The organism is Novosphingobium sp. BL-S-32, assembly GCF_056857055.1.
The window spans coordinates 823,850-840,164 of the sequence record NZ_CM166476.1 but is presented as its reverse complement, the minus strand read 5'-3'; the positions used below and the strand labels follow the sequence as shown (position 1 = coordinate 840,164).

Here is a 16,315-nt window from a genome sequence, read left to right as displayed (position 1 = left end):
CGGGGTGGCTCGGAGCCAGCACCCGCTCGGCCATGGGGACAAGCTTCGGAGGAACGGCTGCTACACGATGTTCAGCCACACTCGTCGGTTGGAAGCCGAGCGCGCCGGATCTTCAACCGCAAGGCACTCGTTATGGTCGAGGGGCTGCGACGGACAAGGTCGCGCTCAAAAAGAGGCCCGGCCGGCTTGGAAAGCCGACCGGGTAAGGAGGAAGATCGCAAATTGTGGTGGCCTGCCTTGGGCAGCGCTGTCGGGCAGGCCTGATTTTGTGGGACGTGATCAGTTCCCGAAATGCACCTTCAGGCGCAGGCCGTACATGCGCGGTTCGCCGAGCGAGGCGACCAGCATGCCGGTTCCCGAGATGCCGGGCAGGAAGGTGTAGTACTTTTCCTTGGTCACATTGGTTGCGAACAAGGCCAGGTCGACCGGCGAGCCGGCGATCGAATTCCAGCTCGCATTGAGGTTGAGCAGATTGTTCGACGGCAGCCAGCTCAGGCTGCGGAATTCCGCCTGGAGCGCCGGATCCGGGCTCGTGTAGAAGCGGCTGGAATAGTTGCCGAGCGCCCGGTCGGTATGGGTATAGGTCGCGCCGATCGAGATCGTGCCGATGTCTTCGTCCAGCGGCAGCTGATAGGTCGCGGTGATGGAGTACTTGTTCTTCGGCGACAGCAGCAGGGGATCGCCAACCTGGGCTTGGCCGACGACTTCATAGCCGGTCGACGGGCCATCGACCGTAAAGGTCTGGATCGAGCGAATCTTCGTGTCCAGGTGCGCGTAGGAGCCCTGGATTGTGAAGCCCCGGAACGGCGAAATCGATCCGTCGATCTCGACGCCCCAGATCCGCGAGCTACCCGCGTTTGCCGGTGCCGTCGTCGGCGACACGCTAGGCGGATTGGTGAGGCCGGTGGGATCGCTGTACTGCAGGAAGTCGAGCTGGATCTGCTGGTTGGAGAAGTCGTTGTAGAACGCCGCGACGTTCAGCGTGCTGCGCAGGAATTCACGGAAGCTCCCCTTCATGCCGACTTCATACGTGTCGACCTTCTCGGGCTGCACATAAGCAAGGCTCAAGGGAACCGAGGGAGAGACCGTGCCGGTGCGATAACCGCGAGAGTATTTCGCGTAGAGCATGAGGTCACGCATCGGGGTGTAGTCAAGGTCGATCAGCCACGTCGGCGCGCTCGACTTCTGCGTGAGATTGATGCGGCAATCCGTGGTGGGATTGAACGTGGCGGCCGTTACCGTCGCCGCGTTGCTGGTCGCGGGGTTGCTGCAATAGATCTGGGTCGGCGTGCTGTAACCCATGGCCGGGAAGCCGGTGTATGTCACCAGCTGGCTGTCGTTGATCACGCGGTCCCAGGTGTAACGGAAGCCGCCGGTCAGCTTCAGTTGCTCTGTCAGCTTGTAAGTGGCCTGCGCGTAGAGACCCACGTCACGGAACGAGGTTCGCGATGCGGTGTAGTTGACGACGCCTTGCGGAATGCCGGGGACCGGAAGCATCGACAGCGGAGACGTGCACGAGAGCGCCGCCAGATCGTTGCAGTTGCCATAGACCGGCGACTGCGAACCGGACAGGCCGAGCGGATCGCTGACTTCCAGATAGGCGCCGCCCTGATAGGTCAGGCGGTCGTCAAGGGCGCGGCCCTGAAGCTGGAGTTCTTCGGTGAACGTCGACTGGCTGCCCGTCGCCCCGTTGGGCAGCGGATTGATGCTGGCAAAGCCGAACGAACCGTTTGGAAGACCGATGTTGGCGGTATTGAGATCGGTGCCGAACAGCGGCGAAGTAAGATTATCGCGCAGTTCGGCGTAGCTGGCGATGTTCTTGACCGTCAGCGCATCGCTGGCCTGCCAGGTCGTGGTGTTGATGATCTGCCACTGCTCGACCTTGGACGAGGGATTTTCCATCGTCTGCCAGGCATCGTAGAAGCCCGAACCCTGCCGCGTGAGCTGATCGCCCGCAAACGCGCCGAAGCCTTCATTCGGGTCCACCGCGATCAGCTTCTGCAGCGAGCCGTTCGTGTGCGAGCGGCTGTACGACACGATCATGTAGTTTTCGAGGTTGGGCGCGAGATCGGCCACGGCGCTGAAGCGCAGCGCGGTATAGTCGACGTCGCCGAAATCCTTGGGCCCAATGCCGCTGTTGTTGTGGATGTAACCGTCGCGCGACTGATGATCGACACCCATTCGGATGCGCAGCGAGTCCATGACCGGGATGTTGATGACCGCCTGAACGCGGCGCAGATCGTAATTGCCGATCGATCCTTCGACAAAGCCCTCAAGGTTGTCGGTGGGCTTCTGCGGGACCAGAAGGACGGCACCGCCGGTGGTGTTGCGGCCTTGCAGCGTGCCCTGCGGGCCCTTCAGGACCTGGACGTTCGAGAGATCGAAGAAGCTGCCCGGACCGGCGCCGTCGCCAACCGGAACGTTGTTCGACGCGCCGCGCGGCGCAACGACGTCGGCAAAATAGACGCCGACAGACGGCGCCGTGCCGGTGTCCTGGACGAAACCGCGGATAGCGAAAGTGGAGTTTTCGTTGCCGAAGTTCGAGTTCGCCGACAGCGACGGCGTGTAACGCGCCAGATCCTGCGAGTTGACGACATTTCGATCGGCAAGTTGCGACTGATTATAGGCAGTAATCGAGATCGGCACGTCCTGCAGTCGTTCTTCGACGCGGCGTGCGGTGACGATAATGTCGTTGGTGCTGGCTTCCGTATTGTCTGTCGATTGCGCTGCGGCTGGGGAGGCGGCGAAGGCAAAGGCAATTGCACTGGCGCCGATCATCATGGAGCACGATTGGAATTGGATACCTCGAAGAACTGTCTGAAATCGGCATGATTTTGACGTGACGGCGCGGGAGGGCCCGGTGGGCCTCTGTTTCGTCCTCCTGATCTTGTGATTTTCGGGTGATGGACGGCCTTAAGGCCGGTTTTCGGCGTCACGCGGGCGCAGTTCGCCCCTCAAGCCAGGCGAGGCGTTGGAAATTATAGGCGAGGTTCGCCATTCCGATTTTGATGCGGGCGCGGGCGATGCCGATGGTGCGAACGACAAGCCGCATGCGGTGTTTCTGGCCGGCAAACACGTGCTCGACTGCTGAGCGCACGGCGGAGCGCTTCGCATTGGCCCTGGCGATGCGCTCGGGCATCGGCCGACGTGGCGGCTTCTTCTGATGGATGTGGCTGGTGAACATGCCCTTGGCGAGGAAGGCCTCGTTCTTCTTGGACCGGTAGGCGGTGTCGGCCCAAACGCCCGAGCCGGTGTTGTCCTTGCTGACCACCTCAGGCAGCCGCGCGCCGTCGTGGGCATTGGCGGCGCTCGCGTCCCAGGTGCGGATGAGGCCATGAGCGCGGTCGATGCCGATGTGATTCTTGTAACCGAACATCGGGATAGCGAGGTCAACCGGCTTCGCTGCCTTGGGATCAGCGCCCTCCTTCACCTTGGCCTTGGTGTACTTGACGCTCCAGCGCGCATCGCGATCCTTCTGCCTGATCTTGGCCGGCTTCCAGTCCTCGGGCACTCGGCCATCCTTGATCGCCATCTTCTCGGCCTCGGTGTTCCTCTGCTTGGGTGCCGGCACGACCGTGGCGTCGATGATCTGCCCACCCATGGCGAGATAGCCCCGCTCGGTGAGCGCGGCATCGAAGCGAGCGAACAGCCTGTCGATCGCCTTGGCCTTGACCAGCCTCTCGCGGAACAGCCACACCGTCGTTGCGTCCGGCACCGTGCCGTCGAGCCCGAGCCCTAGGAAGCGCTGGAACGACAAGCGATCCTTAATCTGGAACTCGGTGGCCTCGTCAGACAGCGAGTAGAGCGCCTGCAGTACCAGGATCTTGAACATGAGGACCGGATCGAACGGCGGCCTGCCGCCCTTGCCGCGGACACTCCGCCGCAGTGCTGCTACCAACGGACCGCGGAAAACCTCGAAGTCGACGACAGTCGCAAGCCGTTCAAGTGGATCGCCTGCCGCGCTCAACGCCTCGTATCGGTCCGAAAGATCGAAGAAACTCGGCTGTCCCGCCATCATCGCCTCCACCGTCGTGCAAAGGCAGTGAATCAGCTCAAGCCGCTAGGCGCCAGCGGTTTTTCGAGGTGTCCAATTTGGTAAGCACGCTGTCCTCTCCGAATTTATTATTATGCCAGGGCATACGAACGGGCGCCGCAAAGCGCGGCCTCCGGGCAGGCATTATTGACTATGTTCAGATATATAGCGCTGCGGCGCATAGCGTCGGCGTTGGGAGGCGGCAATTCCGATCGCCGATAATTCCCAGTGATCGCTGTCGGGATGATGTCTGCCGATACAAATCGCGACTTGTCTTTGTGCGACTCGCATTAATCGATTTGACCGAAGCCAATTCAATATTGAATCGATCTTGCATTCCAAAGACAGTGTAGCAGTTCTTATGAACTTCGCTGTATCACAAGTCTAGGGTCTGCGAATCGATCGTAGACAGGTCTCCCTACATCGAATCTTCACCGGTTCAACTGGTCGAACGATTTTTGTTCAACAGATCGAATGATGCGCGTCGCAACATTGATCGATGCCCAAATGGTCCGAGCTCATCGCCTCATCGGGGACTTCGCCATCTTCGCGACCGAAAGCGGAAAATCCACTCGGGCCGTCATGGCAAGCTCCAGCATGTCTTGGAAAAACGAATTGGTCGGGGAGACAGGATTCGAACCTGCGACATCTTGCTCCCAAAGCAAGCGCGCTACCGGGCTGCGCCACTCCCCGACCCTTCGGTCGTCGATGATGATGTTGGGTCCGTGCCGGCCCTCTACGGTGGTGGGCCCGGCAGGATTCGAACCCGCGACCTAGCCGTTATGAGCGGCCAGCTCTAACCGCTGAGCTACAGGCCCCAACCGTTCCCCCGGCTCATCGACAGCGCCGGGGTGAAAGCCCGTTAGCTTGGTGCGTCGCACTAGGCAAGCTCGACTGCGTGCATGATTTCGCCAACGCTCGTCGGAAGCACGCCGCGCCGCGCAAGATGGCCGAAAAGCTGGCGCCACCAGTCATATAACCTGTTGAGATCTTGCACGTCCTGTACGTAAGGCGTGTGCCCGGGGGCCAGCGAAGGGCTGTGGAATGAGAAAACCAGCACCGGAAGACCGTCGTCGATGGCGATATCGACTCCGCGAAGCGCTTCGTCGACACTGATTCCCTCGGGCGTCAGGGCGATGCGTTCGAGCAGTCCGGTGCGGGCGAGCACGCCGCGCACTTGCGGCGCGCGCCAGAGGTGCGGGTAGATCGCATTGCCCATCTGCCGCAGCGGCCCCCAGTAGACCGTGGTCAGCGGCAGTTCGAGCAGGCGCTTGGCGGGATCCACCCAGTAGGGACGCAGCGGATGTTCGCGGTAGTTCGGGCCGCCCGCGCTGCTGTAATCGAACCGGGCACGCACCGAACTGTCGATGGCGATTCCGAATTCGGTGAGGATCTCGGCCGTGCGGGGGCCAAGGCCATAGCGGCCGGCGCGATAGATTCGCGGCGCGGTCCCGAAGGCCTCGACGATCCGGGCGTGGAGCCGGGCGAACTTCTCGCGCTCCAGGGTGAAGGGAAGATTGCCTGCGTAGGAATTGAACTCGCTGACCTCTTCGTCGAACGGCGGGCTCACCCAAGGGTGGAGTTGGACGCCCACTTCGGCGCGCCCGGCGCTGACGGCGTTGCCGATGGCTTCCGGTATGCGCGGCGATTCGGCGACCGGATAATCGACAAGGTAGATCGGCTTGACGCCGAATCCTTCGCAGAATTCCTGAAACTGGCGCAGGGCCGAGACGGTGACCGTGCTGTAGCGATCACGATCGAGGGGGGCGTCCCAGTCGAACTCTTCCTCGGTATCGACCGTAACGATGAAGCGCTGGCCGAAATCCTCCCGAAAACGGGCAAAGGCATCCGGCTTGGGCGGCTGAAGGATGTTGATCCCCGACAAGATTGAATTTTCCCCCGATCGGGTCGCATCCGGTAGGGCGACTGAATTCAGAGCGCTCGGCTCCGCGATGAATGGCTATGATCTGTGTCCAGCGCGGTCAACCCGGGCAGGTGAAGCTCCAGGCGCGCGCCGGTGCGGCGCAGACTGCCGCCGGCCGCTGCCGCCTCGGCTGCTGCAAGACGCAGGGTGAAGCCGATCCCGAACATGCCGGTAGACAGCGCGTGGCCGCGATCGCTCGACGAGGTTTCGTGAAAATTCTCGTCCGTGCGGGCCGCGAGCGAGGCGGGCAGGGCGACGCGCAGCATGACGCCGTTATCCTCGCGCCCCCATTCGACCGGCAGGATCTCGTCGAATGCGGTGGACCCGGCGAGCGCCGCGAACAGGCGCCAGATAAGGCGTTCGGCCTCGGTACGGTCGAGCGGTACTGGCAATGCCGCGTCGTCGGTCATGGCGATAAGAGCGAAGCCGCTGCGGCGTGGCTCGGTCCATGCCTTCAGGCGGTTCACCGTTTCGGCGAGAACGGCGCCCAGGTCGCATTCCCCGGTTTCGAGGCCGAGCACGCCGGTTTCCAGCCGGACCAGCCGGTCCAGTTCCTCGAAGCCGGCAAGAATATGAGCGCAGTCTCCGGCGATGGCGGCTGCCAGCGCGCGATATTCATGCGGAGCAGGGCCATAGAGTTGCTGCTGGATGATTTCGGCGGCGACCTGAATCGCATTGGCGGGGGTGCGCAGCTCGTGCAGCACCTGACGCAGCCGGTCGGCCTCGCCATGGCCTTGCACGGCGGCGCCGACTGCGGCGAGCACGGCGGGACGGCGCAAGCGGCCGCAATAGCCCATGAAACGGCCGCTGACGGGATCGAAGCGAGGAACGGCATCGACTTGCCAGGTACCCCGAATCGCGGGGGCGCCGCTGATCTCCACTTGCGCTGCGCGCAGCGGCAGGCGGTGGCGCATGGCCGAGACGATGCCCGCCGGCGCCTCTATGCCCGGCGCTTCCGTGGAGGAGAGGCCGGAAAGGTCGAGGCCGATCAGCGAAGGCGCGTGGATGCCGTCTGCCCAGGATACGCGGCCTTCGGCATCGGTGCTGAAGTCGATCGCGGCCGGTACGCGCGGCGGGCTGGGCGCGGCGTCGGTATGCGGTGCGCGCGGCTCGTCGAAAGCCCCATCGTGGTCGTGATGCCCGTTGCCGAGTGCCTCGCGCGCCTTACGGAATTCCTCGATACGGCGGACGATGGCGCCGATCCCGGCCTGCGTATTGGTAGGCGGCGGCGCGACGCCCAGCGAGGCAGTGGCTTGACCGAATTCGGCGAAGGGCGCGGTTTCGACGGCGCGGAGCGGAGGAGGGGGGGCGGGCTGCGGCGGAGCAGCAGGGCCAGGCGCACTCGGGCTCGGCGAAATTGCGGCGGGCGCGGCAGCGGTAGGAGCAGGCGGCGCCTCGACCTCCACTTCCAGCAACATGTCGAGTTCCATCGCCTCGACCGGCGGAAGAGCCCGGTCCTGCACACCGAGTTGTTCGAGCAGGGCATCGACTTGCGGGCCAAGGTCGCGGCGGTGACGCAGGATTCCGCGCGCCCGGATGGGCAGGGCGGGGATCAGCGTGAGCCAGGCATCCTCGGTCAGATTGGCGGTGCGCACGGCGGCAGTGGCCACTTGCGGCTCGGCTTCGGCAAGGCGCGCGACAAGGCGCGGGTTGGCCAGAGGCTGAAGCGGCTGCGCGACCAGCCGCGCGCGGTCGGCGGCAGGAATGATCTTGTCCAGTTCGCGCAGTTGCGCGAACCCGGCGGCAACCGCCCAGGAGCGGGCATTGGCCGGCAGCCGGCCGAGTATATCGACCAGTTGCCGGTACTGGATACGTGCCAGTGCCTCGCCCGTAGTTGGCAGTCGCAACACCGTGGCAAGACGATCGTCGAAATGCATTCCCGCTCCAAACCGTCCGGTGGCCGCTCATGCGCCAATCCGCCGCCGGACTTCAAACTGACACTCTAATTTGCCCCTTGGCGGCGACTTTAACGCAAATCGCTTAAGGAGAGGTCACCAAGCCGCGCACTTCCTCGGATTCTACGGTGGATAAACGCCGCTGGCAAACGGTGCAGACAGCGAAAGCGGTCGGTTTCTAGGCGTTGCAATGCGGTACAATTACGCTATGGGATAATAATATTACAGGGGTGCACGTGTTTTCGAGTGGAAGTTACATGCTGGACGACGCCGGCGCGCCCGCAAGGAAAGATTCGCATGATCAATCTTGATGAAATCGACCGCCGCCTGCTCGCAGAGCTGCAGAGCGAAGGTCGCATCACCAACGTCGAACTGGCGCAGCGCGTGGGCCTGACCGCGCCGCCGTGCCTTCGCCGCGTCCGCAGCCTTGAAGAATCGGGCATTATCCAGGGCTATCACGCCGATCTGGATGCCTCGAAACTCGGCTTCACCATCACCGTTTTCGCATTGGTCAGCCTCAAGAGCCAGGCCGAGGAATCGCTGCGCGCGTTCGAGGACCACATGAAGGGTCTGCCCGAAGTGCGTGAATGCCACATGCTCAACGGCGAAATCGACTTTATACTGAAGATTGTCAGCCGCGACCTTCAGAGCTTCCAGGAGTTCCTCACCAGCAAGCTGACCCCGGCACCGAACGTGGACAGCGTCAAGACCTCGCTGACGATCCGCACGGCCAAGAACGTGCCCGGAGTGCCGCTGGAAGGCTGAGGCTCTCGCGCCGGTCCGCATGGCGGGCCGTGCCGGACGGGGGTGCAATTCAATCCACTGATATGGCGGCAGGCCGGCGAACCATGGGTTGCCGTGTTGCCGCCGACAGTCACAATCCCGCAGCGGCTTCCAGTGCCACGATGTAACTCTGCGCACCGAAGCCGGCCACAGTGCCCTTCGCGGCCATGCCGACCCAGGATTTGTGGCGGAATTCCTCGCGCGTGTGCGGGTTCGAGAGATGGACCTCGATCACCGGCACCTTGATGGCGCGGATGGCGTCGAGCAGCGCGATCGACGTGTGCGTATAGGCGCCCGCGTTCAGCAGGACGGCATGGGCGCCGTTGTCCTCGGCCTCATGCAGCCAGTCGACAAGGTGGCCTTCGTGGTTCGACTGGCGCATGTCGATCTCGCAACCGAGCGCTTCTCCGCGTTCGACCAGCATGGCGGCAATGTCATCCAGCGTCTGCGATCCGTAGATGCCCGGTTCGCGCAGGCCCAGCCGGTTGAGGTTCGGCCCGTTGAGCACATAGACCAGCCTGGCTGTCATTTCGCGAATGTCTCCATGAACTTGCCGACACGCGGAACGCGGCCGGACGCTGCCGCTCTAGCGCAACTGCACCGGTCCTGCAAAGCGCGCGGCGGTGCCGTCAGCCGACAGGCTCTGTCTGGACGCCGACGCGGAAGGGTCCGTTGTTCATGACGGGGCCGGATGCTGCAGGGGCGGCGGCCTGAGCTGGCGCGGCATCGGGGGCGGGCGGAGGGGTGTCCGCCGGCTTGTCATCAGGTTGCTGAGCGGCATCCTGCGGAGTGGATTCGCCCTGATAGAACTGGGCGAGTTCGGCGTCGTGGGCCTGCTTCGCGGCGGCATCTGCCGTTGCCCGCGCAGCGGCCTGATTGGCTGCCTCAGCCTTTGCCGTCTCCGCCTTCGCCTCGGCAAGCTGTTGTTCGAGTTCCGCTTCGCGGCTCTGGCCGCAGCCGGTCAGCGCACCGGTCAGGACAAGTGCCGGTGCCACCAGCACCAGCGAACGCACGACATTCCGAAACACGCAAATGCTCCTCGCAAGGGACCCGAAGGCCTTGCGAGGAGGTTTATCACCGAAGCGTTAGCGCAATGTTAGCGATCTGAGCCCTTGGTCTTTCCCCACTGGCGTATCGCCGAATAGCCAAGGTAGCCGGTGCCGAAGAGGGCATAGAGCGGTTCGGGAATGCCGTTGAGGTAAGCGGTCATGCTTTCGGCGATGGCGTGGGCAGTCGCTGGGCTGAGCGCGCCGATCAGGCCCATCGGCAGCGACCAGAGCAGCATGGCATACATAACATATAGAAAGCTGGGCCGTGCGCGACTGGTCCAGGGATCGGTGGAATTGGCCTCGGCGATGATGGCCGAGAGGCTGGCCTGCAGCATCTCGAGATCCTGGCTGTTTTCCTGCTTGAGCAGTTCCAGCTTGGCGCGGTCGCGCGCTTCGGGGTCGGGGATGACCTTGTCGATGATCTTGGCGATGGGATCGATAATCGAATCGAGCAGCGGCATGGACGAGCACTCCCTTTCGGATTGTTGCTCGCAACCAGATAACCAAATCGGTTCGTGTAGGAAAATGCCGCAAACGCGCGTCGAGGATCCCCGAAGGGGGGAATTTGCATTGTCGACGATGTTTGGAAAATTGGTCGGGACGAGAGGATTCGAACCTCCGACCCCCACACCCCCAGTGTGATGCGCTACCAGGCTGCGCTACGTCCCGACCGGAGCGCGGCCTATAGGCAGGTCATTCGGATAGCGCAAGCACCCTTTCTTCACTTTCTTCACGGGCCCTGTGGATGAATGCCTCAGGCCTTGAAGTGGCGCCGAAGATGGCCATTTGCCCGTGACATTGGGGGGCAGGGGGCGCTTTCGCCCGCGAGTGCGCGCGTTGCCAGCCTTCCGCTTTATTGCTAACCGCGCCCATCCGGTGAAATCCGGCGACGGTATTTCGGGGCGGGGCGTGCGGCACATCCGATGCAACGCGCGATTCGCGCCGGGACGAAACGACAAGAAGGCCCTTCATCTCAATGCAAAGCTCGATTCTCAACCAGCTTGCCGCCGCCGCGCCCGCGGGCGCTCCGCCCGCATGGATCCAGTATCTGCCCTTCGTGGCGATGGCCGCGATCTTCTGGTTCCTCATCATGCGTCCGCAGATGAAGCAGCAGAAGGAACACCGCAGCAAGCTTTCCGAGCTGAAGCGCGGTGACGAAGTGCTGACCGGCGGCGGTTTCGTCGGCAAGGTCCTCAAGGTCGATGATAACTATGTCGAGATCGAGATCGCCCAGGGCGTGAAGGTCAAGGCCGTGAAGTCGACCATCGTCGACGTCATTCCGCCCGCCGGTTCCAAGCCCGCCAACGACTGAGGCTTCGGCCCTAAAATCAGAAAAAGAGAAGCCTGAGGCTATGCTCGAATTTTCCACCTGGAAGAAGGCCTGGTACTGGGCGCTGACGCTGTTCTTCTGCGTCTGCGCCCTGCCTTCGCTGGTCGCGCTCACACCGAACGTGCGCTGGCCCTCGGCATTGCCCGAGCCCAAGATCAATCTCGGCCTTGACCTTGCCGGCGGCAGCCGCCTGCTGCTCGAAGCCAATCGTGACCAGGTCACCCAGCAGCGTCTGGAAGGCATGGAAGAATCGGTGCGCACGCGCCTTGGCCAGAGCGAGCCGCGCATTGCCATCGGTGACGTTTCCAGCTCCGGCGGCAAGCTCTCCTTCACGGTGCGCGACCCTTCGCAGGTCGATGCCGCGCGTGAAGCGATCCTGCCGCTGACCTCCGGCGCGGGCCTCTCTGGCCAGCGCGACTGGGACATCCAGGTGGTTGACGGATCGCGCTTCGTGCTCGTGCCGACGCAGGCCGGTATCGACCTTGCGATCAACAACGCGATGGAGACCGCGGTCGACGTCGTGCGCAAGCGTATCGACGCGTTGGGCACCAAGGAGCCCGATATCCGCCGCCTTGGCGGTACGCGCATCGACGTGCAGGTCCCCGGTCTTCAGGATCCGCAGGCGCTGAAGAACCTGCTGGGCCAGACCGCCAAGCTTGAATTCAAGATGGTCGATGAGACCGCCGTGCCCAGCGACCTTGCCAAGGGCGTGGTTCCCCCGGGTTCGGAACTCGTCCCCTGGGCCGATCCGAAGGATCCGGCATCGCAGGGCGTCCCGGTTCTGGCCGTCAAGCGCCTCGGCGGCATCAAGGGTGACGAACTCACCGATGCCAAGCAAGCCTTCGAACCCAAGACCAACACACCGGTCGTCTCGATCACCTTCAACCAGCAGGGCGGCGAGAAGTTCGCCAAGCTGACCACCGAGAACGTCGGCAAGCGCTTCGCCATCATCCTTGACGGCAAGGTGCTCTCGGCTCCCAGCATCCGCGAGCCGATCCTCGGCGGCGGCGCGCAGATCTCGGGCAGCTTCACGGTCCAGTCGGCCACGCAGCTCGCGATTGCGCTGCGTTCGGGCGCGCTGCCGGTCGATCTCACCGTGGTGGAGGAGCGCACCGTCGGTCCCGACCTCGGCGCCGATTCGATCCACAAGGGGGCCATCGCCATGGGCGTGGGCACCGGCTTGCTGATGATCTTCATCCTCGTCACCTATGGCCGCTTCGGCGTCTATGCCTGCTGCGCGCTGGTGGTGAACCTGCTGATGATCCTTGGTGTGATGAGCCTGTTCGGTACCACGCTGACGCTGCCCGGCATCGCCGGCTTCGTGCTCACCATCGGTGCTGCGGTCGACGCCAACGTGCTGATCAACGAACGTATCCGCGAGGAACGCCATCGTGGCCGGCGCGTGCTGCAAGCGGTGGAACTCGGCTACAAGGAAGCCAGCCGCGCGATCTTCGACGCCAATATCACCAACGTCATCGCTGCCGTGCTCATGGCGGCTTTCGGCACCGGCCCGGTGCGCGGCTTCGCCATCGTTCTGTTGATCGGCATCGCCACGTCCGTGTTCACTGCCGTGACCATGACCCGCATGTGGGTCGCCGGCTGGCTGCGCAAGACGCGGCCGGCGGACCTGAACCTGTAAGAGGAGAGGACAGATGAAGCTCCTCAAGCTCGTTCCCGACCACACCAACATCCACTTCCTGCGGTGGCGGGTGCCGTTCTACGTCATGAGCCTTGTGCTCATGGCGGCCTCGATCGGCCTCGTCGTCACCAAGGGCCTTAATCTTGGCGTCGACTTCGTCGGCGGCCAGGTGATCCGCGTGACCTTTGCGGAGGGCACCAACGCCCCCGTCGAGGTGCTCAGCAAGGAGATCGACAAGCTGGGTTACGGCGAGCCGATCATCCAGCGCTTCGGCAAGCCGAACGAAATTTCGATCCGCATGAAGCTGCCGACCGGCGGGGACAAGAATCCGAAGCTGTCGGACGCCATGTCGCGCACGATCACCACCGACATCCGCTCGAACCATGCCGATGCTCGTATCGACGGCGTCGATTCGGTCACGGGCAAGGTCTCGGGCGAGCTTGGCCGCAGCGCCATGCTCGCACTCGGCCTCGCAGCGCTGGCGGTGGCGGCCTATATCTGGATCCGCTTCGAGTGGCAATTCGGTGTCGGCGCGCTGTTCAGCCTCGTGCACGACGTGACGCTGACGCTCGGCCTCTTCGCGATCACGCAGATGGAGTTCGACCTCAACATCGTTGCCGCGCTGCTGACGCTGATCGGTTACTCGCTGAACGACACGATCGTCGTCTACGACCGTATCCGCGAGAACATGAAGAAGTATCGCAAGATGCCGATGCCCGAGCTGCTCGACCTTTCGGTCAACGAGACGCTCGCTCGCACCATCGTCACTTCGCTGTCGATGCTGATCACGCTGGTTTCGCTGCTGCTGCTGGGTCCGGACGTGATCTTCGGCTTCACCGCCGCGATCGTGCTGGGCATCTTCGTCGGTACTTACAGCTCGATCTACATGGCGGCGCCGATCCTGATCTGGCTGGGCGTGAGCAGCGACAGCTTCGTCAAGACCGAGAGCGAGATCGACCGTCAGGAACGCCTCGCCCGCGAGCGCAGCGCGCGTCCCTGACGCCGACTGCTGACTGACAGGAAAAGGGGCCGCTCCTGCGAGGGAACGGCCCCTTTTTCGCGCCGGGAACGGCGGGTGGGCAGGGCTATTTCGCGATCCTGTAAAAGTCCGCCACCCGGTCAAGCGCGAGGCCGAGCACCAGCTTGCCGCTGCGCACCGGCCAGCCCAGCGTCTTTTCCGCAGTTGGCACTGTCTCGCCGGCGCAGACCACGCGCCACAGCACGTCGGCGAGCCCTGAACCGGCGGCAGCGATGGCGCCGTCGAACCGGGCCTTGGCAGCGATCTGGCGTTCGCCGGGGGTGAGGTCCGCCCCGCCGCCACCGACGCGGACCGGGGCCCAGTGCATCGTCACGCGCGGCGAAAGCTGCGCGCGTTCCCAGTCAGCGCGCAGGAGTTCGCCGGCGGCGAACCGGCGGTCGCTCAAATGGCCACGTGCATGGAGCCAGGATAGCGAGGATTCGGCGAGATTGACGGTCACGCTGCGCGACCCCCGCCGTTTGGGCGAATCGGCACCGAGCTGGGCCGGACCCTCGCTTGTGAGCGGGCGTTCGACAAGATGCTGCTTCATGGCTTCCAGAGTTTACAGAAGGTCGCAACTTGCCAAACTGGAGTGATTGTAGGAAATAGAAAACCTAATTGGTTATTTCGAGGCGCCCGTGATCAACCGCATTCGTGACATTCGGCAGCAGAAAGGCCTTACTTTGGCGGATGTGGCCGCCGCCTGCCGTCCGGCGACGACGGCGCAAACCATCGGGCGGCTTGAAACCGGCACGCGGACGCTGTCGCTTGGCTGGATGAACCGCATCGCCGCCGCGCTTGAGGTGGAACCCGAACTTCTGCTGCGCAGCGAAACGCGCGAACCGGCGATGATCGTCGCGGTCCTGACCGAAGCCGGGCCGGAAGCGCCGCATGCGCCACGTGAAGCGGTGCCACCGCACGAACTCGCCGCCGAAGCGCCCTGGCTAGTGCTGGAAGTGGAGGCCTCCTCGGGCGAGTACCGTGCGGGAGATCAGGTCTGGCTGCGGCAGTTGCCTCCGGGGCAGGCGGCGCGGGCGCTCAACCGCGATGTGCTGGTGCCGCGTCCCGTCGGGCGCTTCGCGTTCGGGCGCCTGATCGATTGTGACGGGGATCGCATCGCGCTGCTGCCTCCGGCCATCGGCCAGAGGCAAGTGCTGGTGGAACATCCGCAGTGGCTGGCGGTTGCGGAGATGCTGGTCAGAAAGCTCTAACTTCTCACGCGTAGGGGCACGTCATGCGCATCCTTTCGATAGCCACGCTGTTCCCCAACCCCGCGAAGCCGTCCTTCGGGATATTCGTGGGCAACCAGATGCGCGCGGTGGTCGCCAACTGCGCCGTCGATCTCGTGATGGTGAGCCCGGTCGGTGTGCCGCCATGGCCGCTGTCGCGCCGCAAGCCCTACGACGCGCTGCGCGAACTGCCTGAGGCGAGCGACGCTTCGGGCATTGCAGTGCTCTATCCCAAGTTCACGCTGATCCCGAAAATCGGCGGCGACAGCAATCCGGGGCGGATTGCCAAGGCGATCCTGCCTCTCGCGCGTCAGTTGCATGCCGAGCAGCCGTTCGACCTTGTCGATGCGCAGTTCTTCTTCCCCGACGGCCCCGCCGCCGCGATCGTGGCGCGGGAACTGGGCGTGCCGCTGACGATCAAATCGCGCGGCGCCGATATCCATTACTGGGGGCAACGCGCGGCCGCGCTCGCGCAGATGCTCAAGGCGTCGCGGCAGGCGAGCGGCATGCTGGCGGTCAGTGAGGCGCTGCGTGAAGACATGATCGCGCTCGGCATGCCGGGAGATCGGATCGGCGTGCATTATACCGGCCTCGACCGTGAGCGTTTTCATCCCATCGAGCGCGGCGCGGCGCGGGCCTTGGTCTCGGCGCTGCCGGACCTTGGCGTCTGGTCGGTGGGGCCGCTGCTGGTGACGCCGGGTTCGCTGATCCCGCGCAAGGGCCAGCGGCTGGTGATCGAGGCGCTGGCGCATCTGCCGGGTGTGCGCCTTGCGCTGGCGGGCGTGGGCGCGGACGAAAAGGCATTGCGCGGGCTTGCCCATTCGCTCGGCGTTGCCGACCGCGTGCAGTTTCTCGGGCAGGTCGGTCACGATCTCCTGCCGCACTTGCTCTGCGCGGCCGATGTGCTGGTGCTGCCCTCGGCGAGCGAGGGGCTTGCCAATGTCTGGATCGAGGGGCTGGCCTGCGGCACCCCGATCGTCGTTCCCGATATCGGCGGCGCGCGCGAGGTGGTGAAGGACCCAAGCGCTGGCCGCCTTGCCGAACGCACGCCCGAGGCAATTGCCGAGGCGGTGCATGCCATTCTCGCCGACCCGCCGAGCCAAGAGCAGGTTTCGGCCAATGTCGCCCGGTTCTCATGGGGCGTGAATGCGCAGAACCTTGTACGCTTCTGGCGCGCGGTGCTGGACGGAAGGTCGCTCGAAGACGAGGGCGCCGCAGCGCTCACGGGGTAGATTTAAGCGTTGCCCGTAAAGCAGACTTGATTCCCGATCTGAAGGTGCACTCCAGCTGCAACCCCGTCATCCCCGCGAAGGCGGGGATCCCGCTTCTTTTGCGCTAGGCGCGAGGTCGCCAGGAAGCGGGGCCCCCGCCTTCGCGGGGGCGACGACGGTTTGGGACTGGTAACTCGGCTTCGC

General features: G+C 63.9%; 14 protein-coding genes and 3 tRNA genes. 6 read left to right on the top strand and 11 right to left on the bottom strand.

The window, feature by feature from the left end:
* Positions 1-279 precede the first annotated feature (279 nt).
* From AC1VVK_RS03900 to AC1VVK_RS03875, 6 genes are all read right to left on the bottom strand, one after another.
* The gene (locus AC1VVK_RS03900) at positions 280-2,781 is read right to left on the bottom strand and encodes a TonB-dependent receptor (protein WP_482904451.1); all 2,502 of its coding nucleotides are present in this window, start codon (positions 2,779-2,781) and stop codon (positions 280-282) included.
* A gap of 151 nt (positions 2,782-2,932) precedes the next feature.
* Positions 2,933-4,015: an IS5 family transposase gene (locus AC1VVK_RS03895; RefSeq protein ID WP_482905110.1), complete on the bottom strand. Its 1,083-nt coding sequence runs from the start codon at positions 4,013-4,015 to the stop codon at positions 2,933-2,935.
* A 634-nt stretch (positions 4,016-4,649) separates the two neighbouring features.
* Positions 4,650-4,726 (bottom strand) — tRNA-Pro (locus AC1VVK_RS03890).
* A gap of 49 nt (positions 4,727-4,775) precedes the next feature.
* Positions 4,776-4,851 (bottom strand) — tRNA-Ile (locus AC1VVK_RS03885).
* 62 nt (positions 4,852-4,913) lie between these two features.
* The gene (locus AC1VVK_RS03880; RefSeq protein WP_482904450.1) at positions 4,914-5,918 is read right to left on the bottom strand and encodes a polysaccharide deacetylase family protein; all 1,005 of its coding nucleotides are present in this window, start codon (positions 5,916-5,918) and stop codon (positions 4,914-4,916) included.
* Between the two features lie 47 nt (positions 5,919-5,965).
* Positions 5,966-7,834 carry a histidine kinase gene (locus tag AC1VVK_RS03875; RefSeq protein ID WP_482904449.1) on the bottom strand — a complete coding sequence of 623 codons (1,869 nt, stop codon included), beginning with the start codon at positions 7,832-7,834 and terminating at the stop codon, positions 5,966-5,968.
* Positions 7,835-8,149: 315 nt separating this feature from the next.
* Here AC1VVK_RS03875 and AC1VVK_RS03870 point away from each other — a divergent pair, with 315 nt between their 5' ends.
* Positions 8,150-8,617 (top strand): Lrp/AsnC family transcriptional regulator, encoded by a 468-nt coding sequence (locus AC1VVK_RS03870; protein WP_132385696.1) that lies wholly within the window; start codon positions 8,150-8,152, stop codon positions 8,615-8,617.
* Between the two features lie 109 nt (positions 8,618-8,726).
* On the opposite strand, the gene aroQ is transcribed toward AC1VVK_RS03870, so the two are convergent.
* From aroQ to AC1VVK_RS03850, 4 genes are all read right to left on the bottom strand, one after another.
* Complete coding sequence (aroQ, locus tag AC1VVK_RS03865; protein WP_482904448.1) at positions 8,727-9,164, bottom strand: type II 3-dehydroquinate dehydratase; 438 nt, start codon at positions 9,162-9,164, stop codon at positions 8,727-8,729.
* 100 nt (positions 9,165-9,264) lie between these two features.
* Positions 9,265-9,663 carry a hypothetical protein gene (locus tag AC1VVK_RS03860; RefSeq protein ID WP_482904447.1) on the bottom strand — a complete coding sequence of 133 codons (399 nt, stop codon included), beginning with the start codon at positions 9,661-9,663 and terminating at the stop codon, positions 9,265-9,267.
* A gap of 68 nt (positions 9,664-9,731) precedes the next feature.
* A complete protein-coding gene (locus AC1VVK_RS03855) occupies positions 9,732-10,145 on the bottom strand; it encodes a holin family protein (protein WP_482904446.1) in 414 nt (137 codons plus the stop codon).
* Between the two features lie 131 nt (positions 10,146-10,276).
* Positions 10,277-10,353: transfer RNA gene (locus AC1VVK_RS03850), tRNA-Pro, on the bottom strand.
* A gap of 307 nt (positions 10,354-10,660) precedes the next feature.
* Here AC1VVK_RS03850 and yajC point away from each other — a divergent pair.
* The 3 genes from yajC to secF are packed head-to-tail and all read left to right on the top strand — an operon-like array spanning position 10,661 to position 13,653.
* The gene (gene yajC / locus AC1VVK_RS03845) at positions 10,661-10,996 is read left to right on the top strand and encodes a preprotein translocase subunit YajC (protein WP_132385692.1); all 336 of its coding nucleotides are present in this window, start codon (positions 10,661-10,663) and stop codon (positions 10,994-10,996) included.
* Between the two features lie 40 nt (positions 10,997-11,036).
* Positions 11,037-12,653 carry a protein translocase subunit SecD gene (secD, locus tag AC1VVK_RS03840; protein ID WP_482904445.1) on the top strand — a complete coding sequence of 539 codons (1,617 nt, stop codon included), beginning with the start codon at positions 11,037-11,039 and terminating at the stop codon, positions 12,651-12,653.
* Positions 12,654-12,666: 13 nt separating this feature from the next.
* Positions 12,667-13,653, top strand: coding sequence for a protein translocase subunit SecF (secF, locus tag AC1VVK_RS03835; protein ID WP_482904444.1), 987 nt, complete (start codon positions 12,667-12,669; stop codon positions 13,651-13,653).
* A gap of 85 nt (positions 13,654-13,738) precedes the next feature.
* Here the strand turns inward: secF and AC1VVK_RS03830 are convergent, their stop codons facing one another.
* Complete coding sequence (locus tag AC1VVK_RS03830) at positions 13,739-14,221, bottom strand: DUF6456 domain-containing protein (protein ID WP_482904443.1); 483 nt, start codon at positions 14,219-14,221, stop codon at positions 13,739-13,741.
* Positions 14,222-14,309: 88 nt separating this feature from the next.
* Between AC1VVK_RS03830 and AC1VVK_RS03825 the strand changes: the two genes are divergently transcribed.
* Together AC1VVK_RS03825 and AC1VVK_RS03820 are read left to right on the top strand one after the other, a co-directional pair.
* Positions 14,310-14,882, top strand: coding sequence for a helix-turn-helix transcriptional regulator (locus AC1VVK_RS03825; protein WP_482904442.1), 573 nt, complete (start codon positions 14,310-14,312; stop codon positions 14,880-14,882).
* Positions 14,883-14,905: 23 nt separating this feature from the next.
* Positions 14,906-16,132, top strand: a complete 1,227-nt coding sequence (locus AC1VVK_RS03820; RefSeq protein WP_482904441.1) for a glycosyltransferase — start codon at positions 14,906-14,908, stop codon at positions 16,130-16,132.
* Positions 16,133-16,315: the final 183 nt, after the last annotated feature.

Bases quoted from the DNA above. Each gene is read 5' to 3' on its own strand.
- AC1VVK_RS03900 (WP_482904451.1), bottom strand. From the start codon at position 2,781: ATGATGATCGGCGCCAGTGCAATTGCCTTTGCCTTCGCCGCCTCCCCA.
- AC1VVK_RS03895 (WP_482905110.1), bottom strand. From the start codon at position 4,015: ATGGCGGGACAGCCGAGTTTCTTCGATCTTTCGGACCGATACGAGGCG.
- AC1VVK_RS03875 (WP_482904449.1), bottom strand. From the start codon at position 7,834: ATGCATTTCGACGATCGTCTTGCCACGGTGTTGCGACTGCCAACTACG.
- AC1VVK_RS03870 (WP_132385696.1), top strand. From the start codon at position 8,150: ATGATCAATCTTGATGAAATCGACCGCCGCCTGCTCGCAGAGCTGCAG.
- aroQ (WP_482904448.1), bottom strand. From the start codon at position 9,164: ATGACAGCCAGGCTGGTCTATGTGCTCAACGGGCCGAACCTCAACCGG.
- AC1VVK_RS03855 (WP_482904446.1), bottom strand. From the start codon at position 10,145: ATGCCGCTGCTCGATTCGATTATCGATCCCATCGCCAAGATCATCGAC.
- yajC (WP_132385692.1), top strand. From the start codon at position 10,661: ATGCAAAGCTCGATTCTCAACCAGCTTGCCGCCGCCGCGCCCGCGGGC.
- secD (WP_482904445.1), top strand. From the start codon at position 11,037: ATGCTCGAATTTTCCACCTGGAAGAAGGCCTGGTACTGGGCGCTGACG.
- secF (WP_482904444.1), top strand. From the start codon at position 12,667: ATGAAGCTCCTCAAGCTCGTTCCCGACCACACCAACATCCACTTCCTG.
- AC1VVK_RS03830 (WP_482904443.1), bottom strand. From the start codon at position 14,221: ATGAAGCAGCATCTTGTCGAACGCCCGCTCACAAGCGAGGGTCCGGCC.
- AC1VVK_RS03820 (WP_482904441.1), top strand. From the start codon at position 14,906: ATGCGCATCCTTTCGATAGCCACGCTGTTCCCCAACCCCGCGAAGCCG.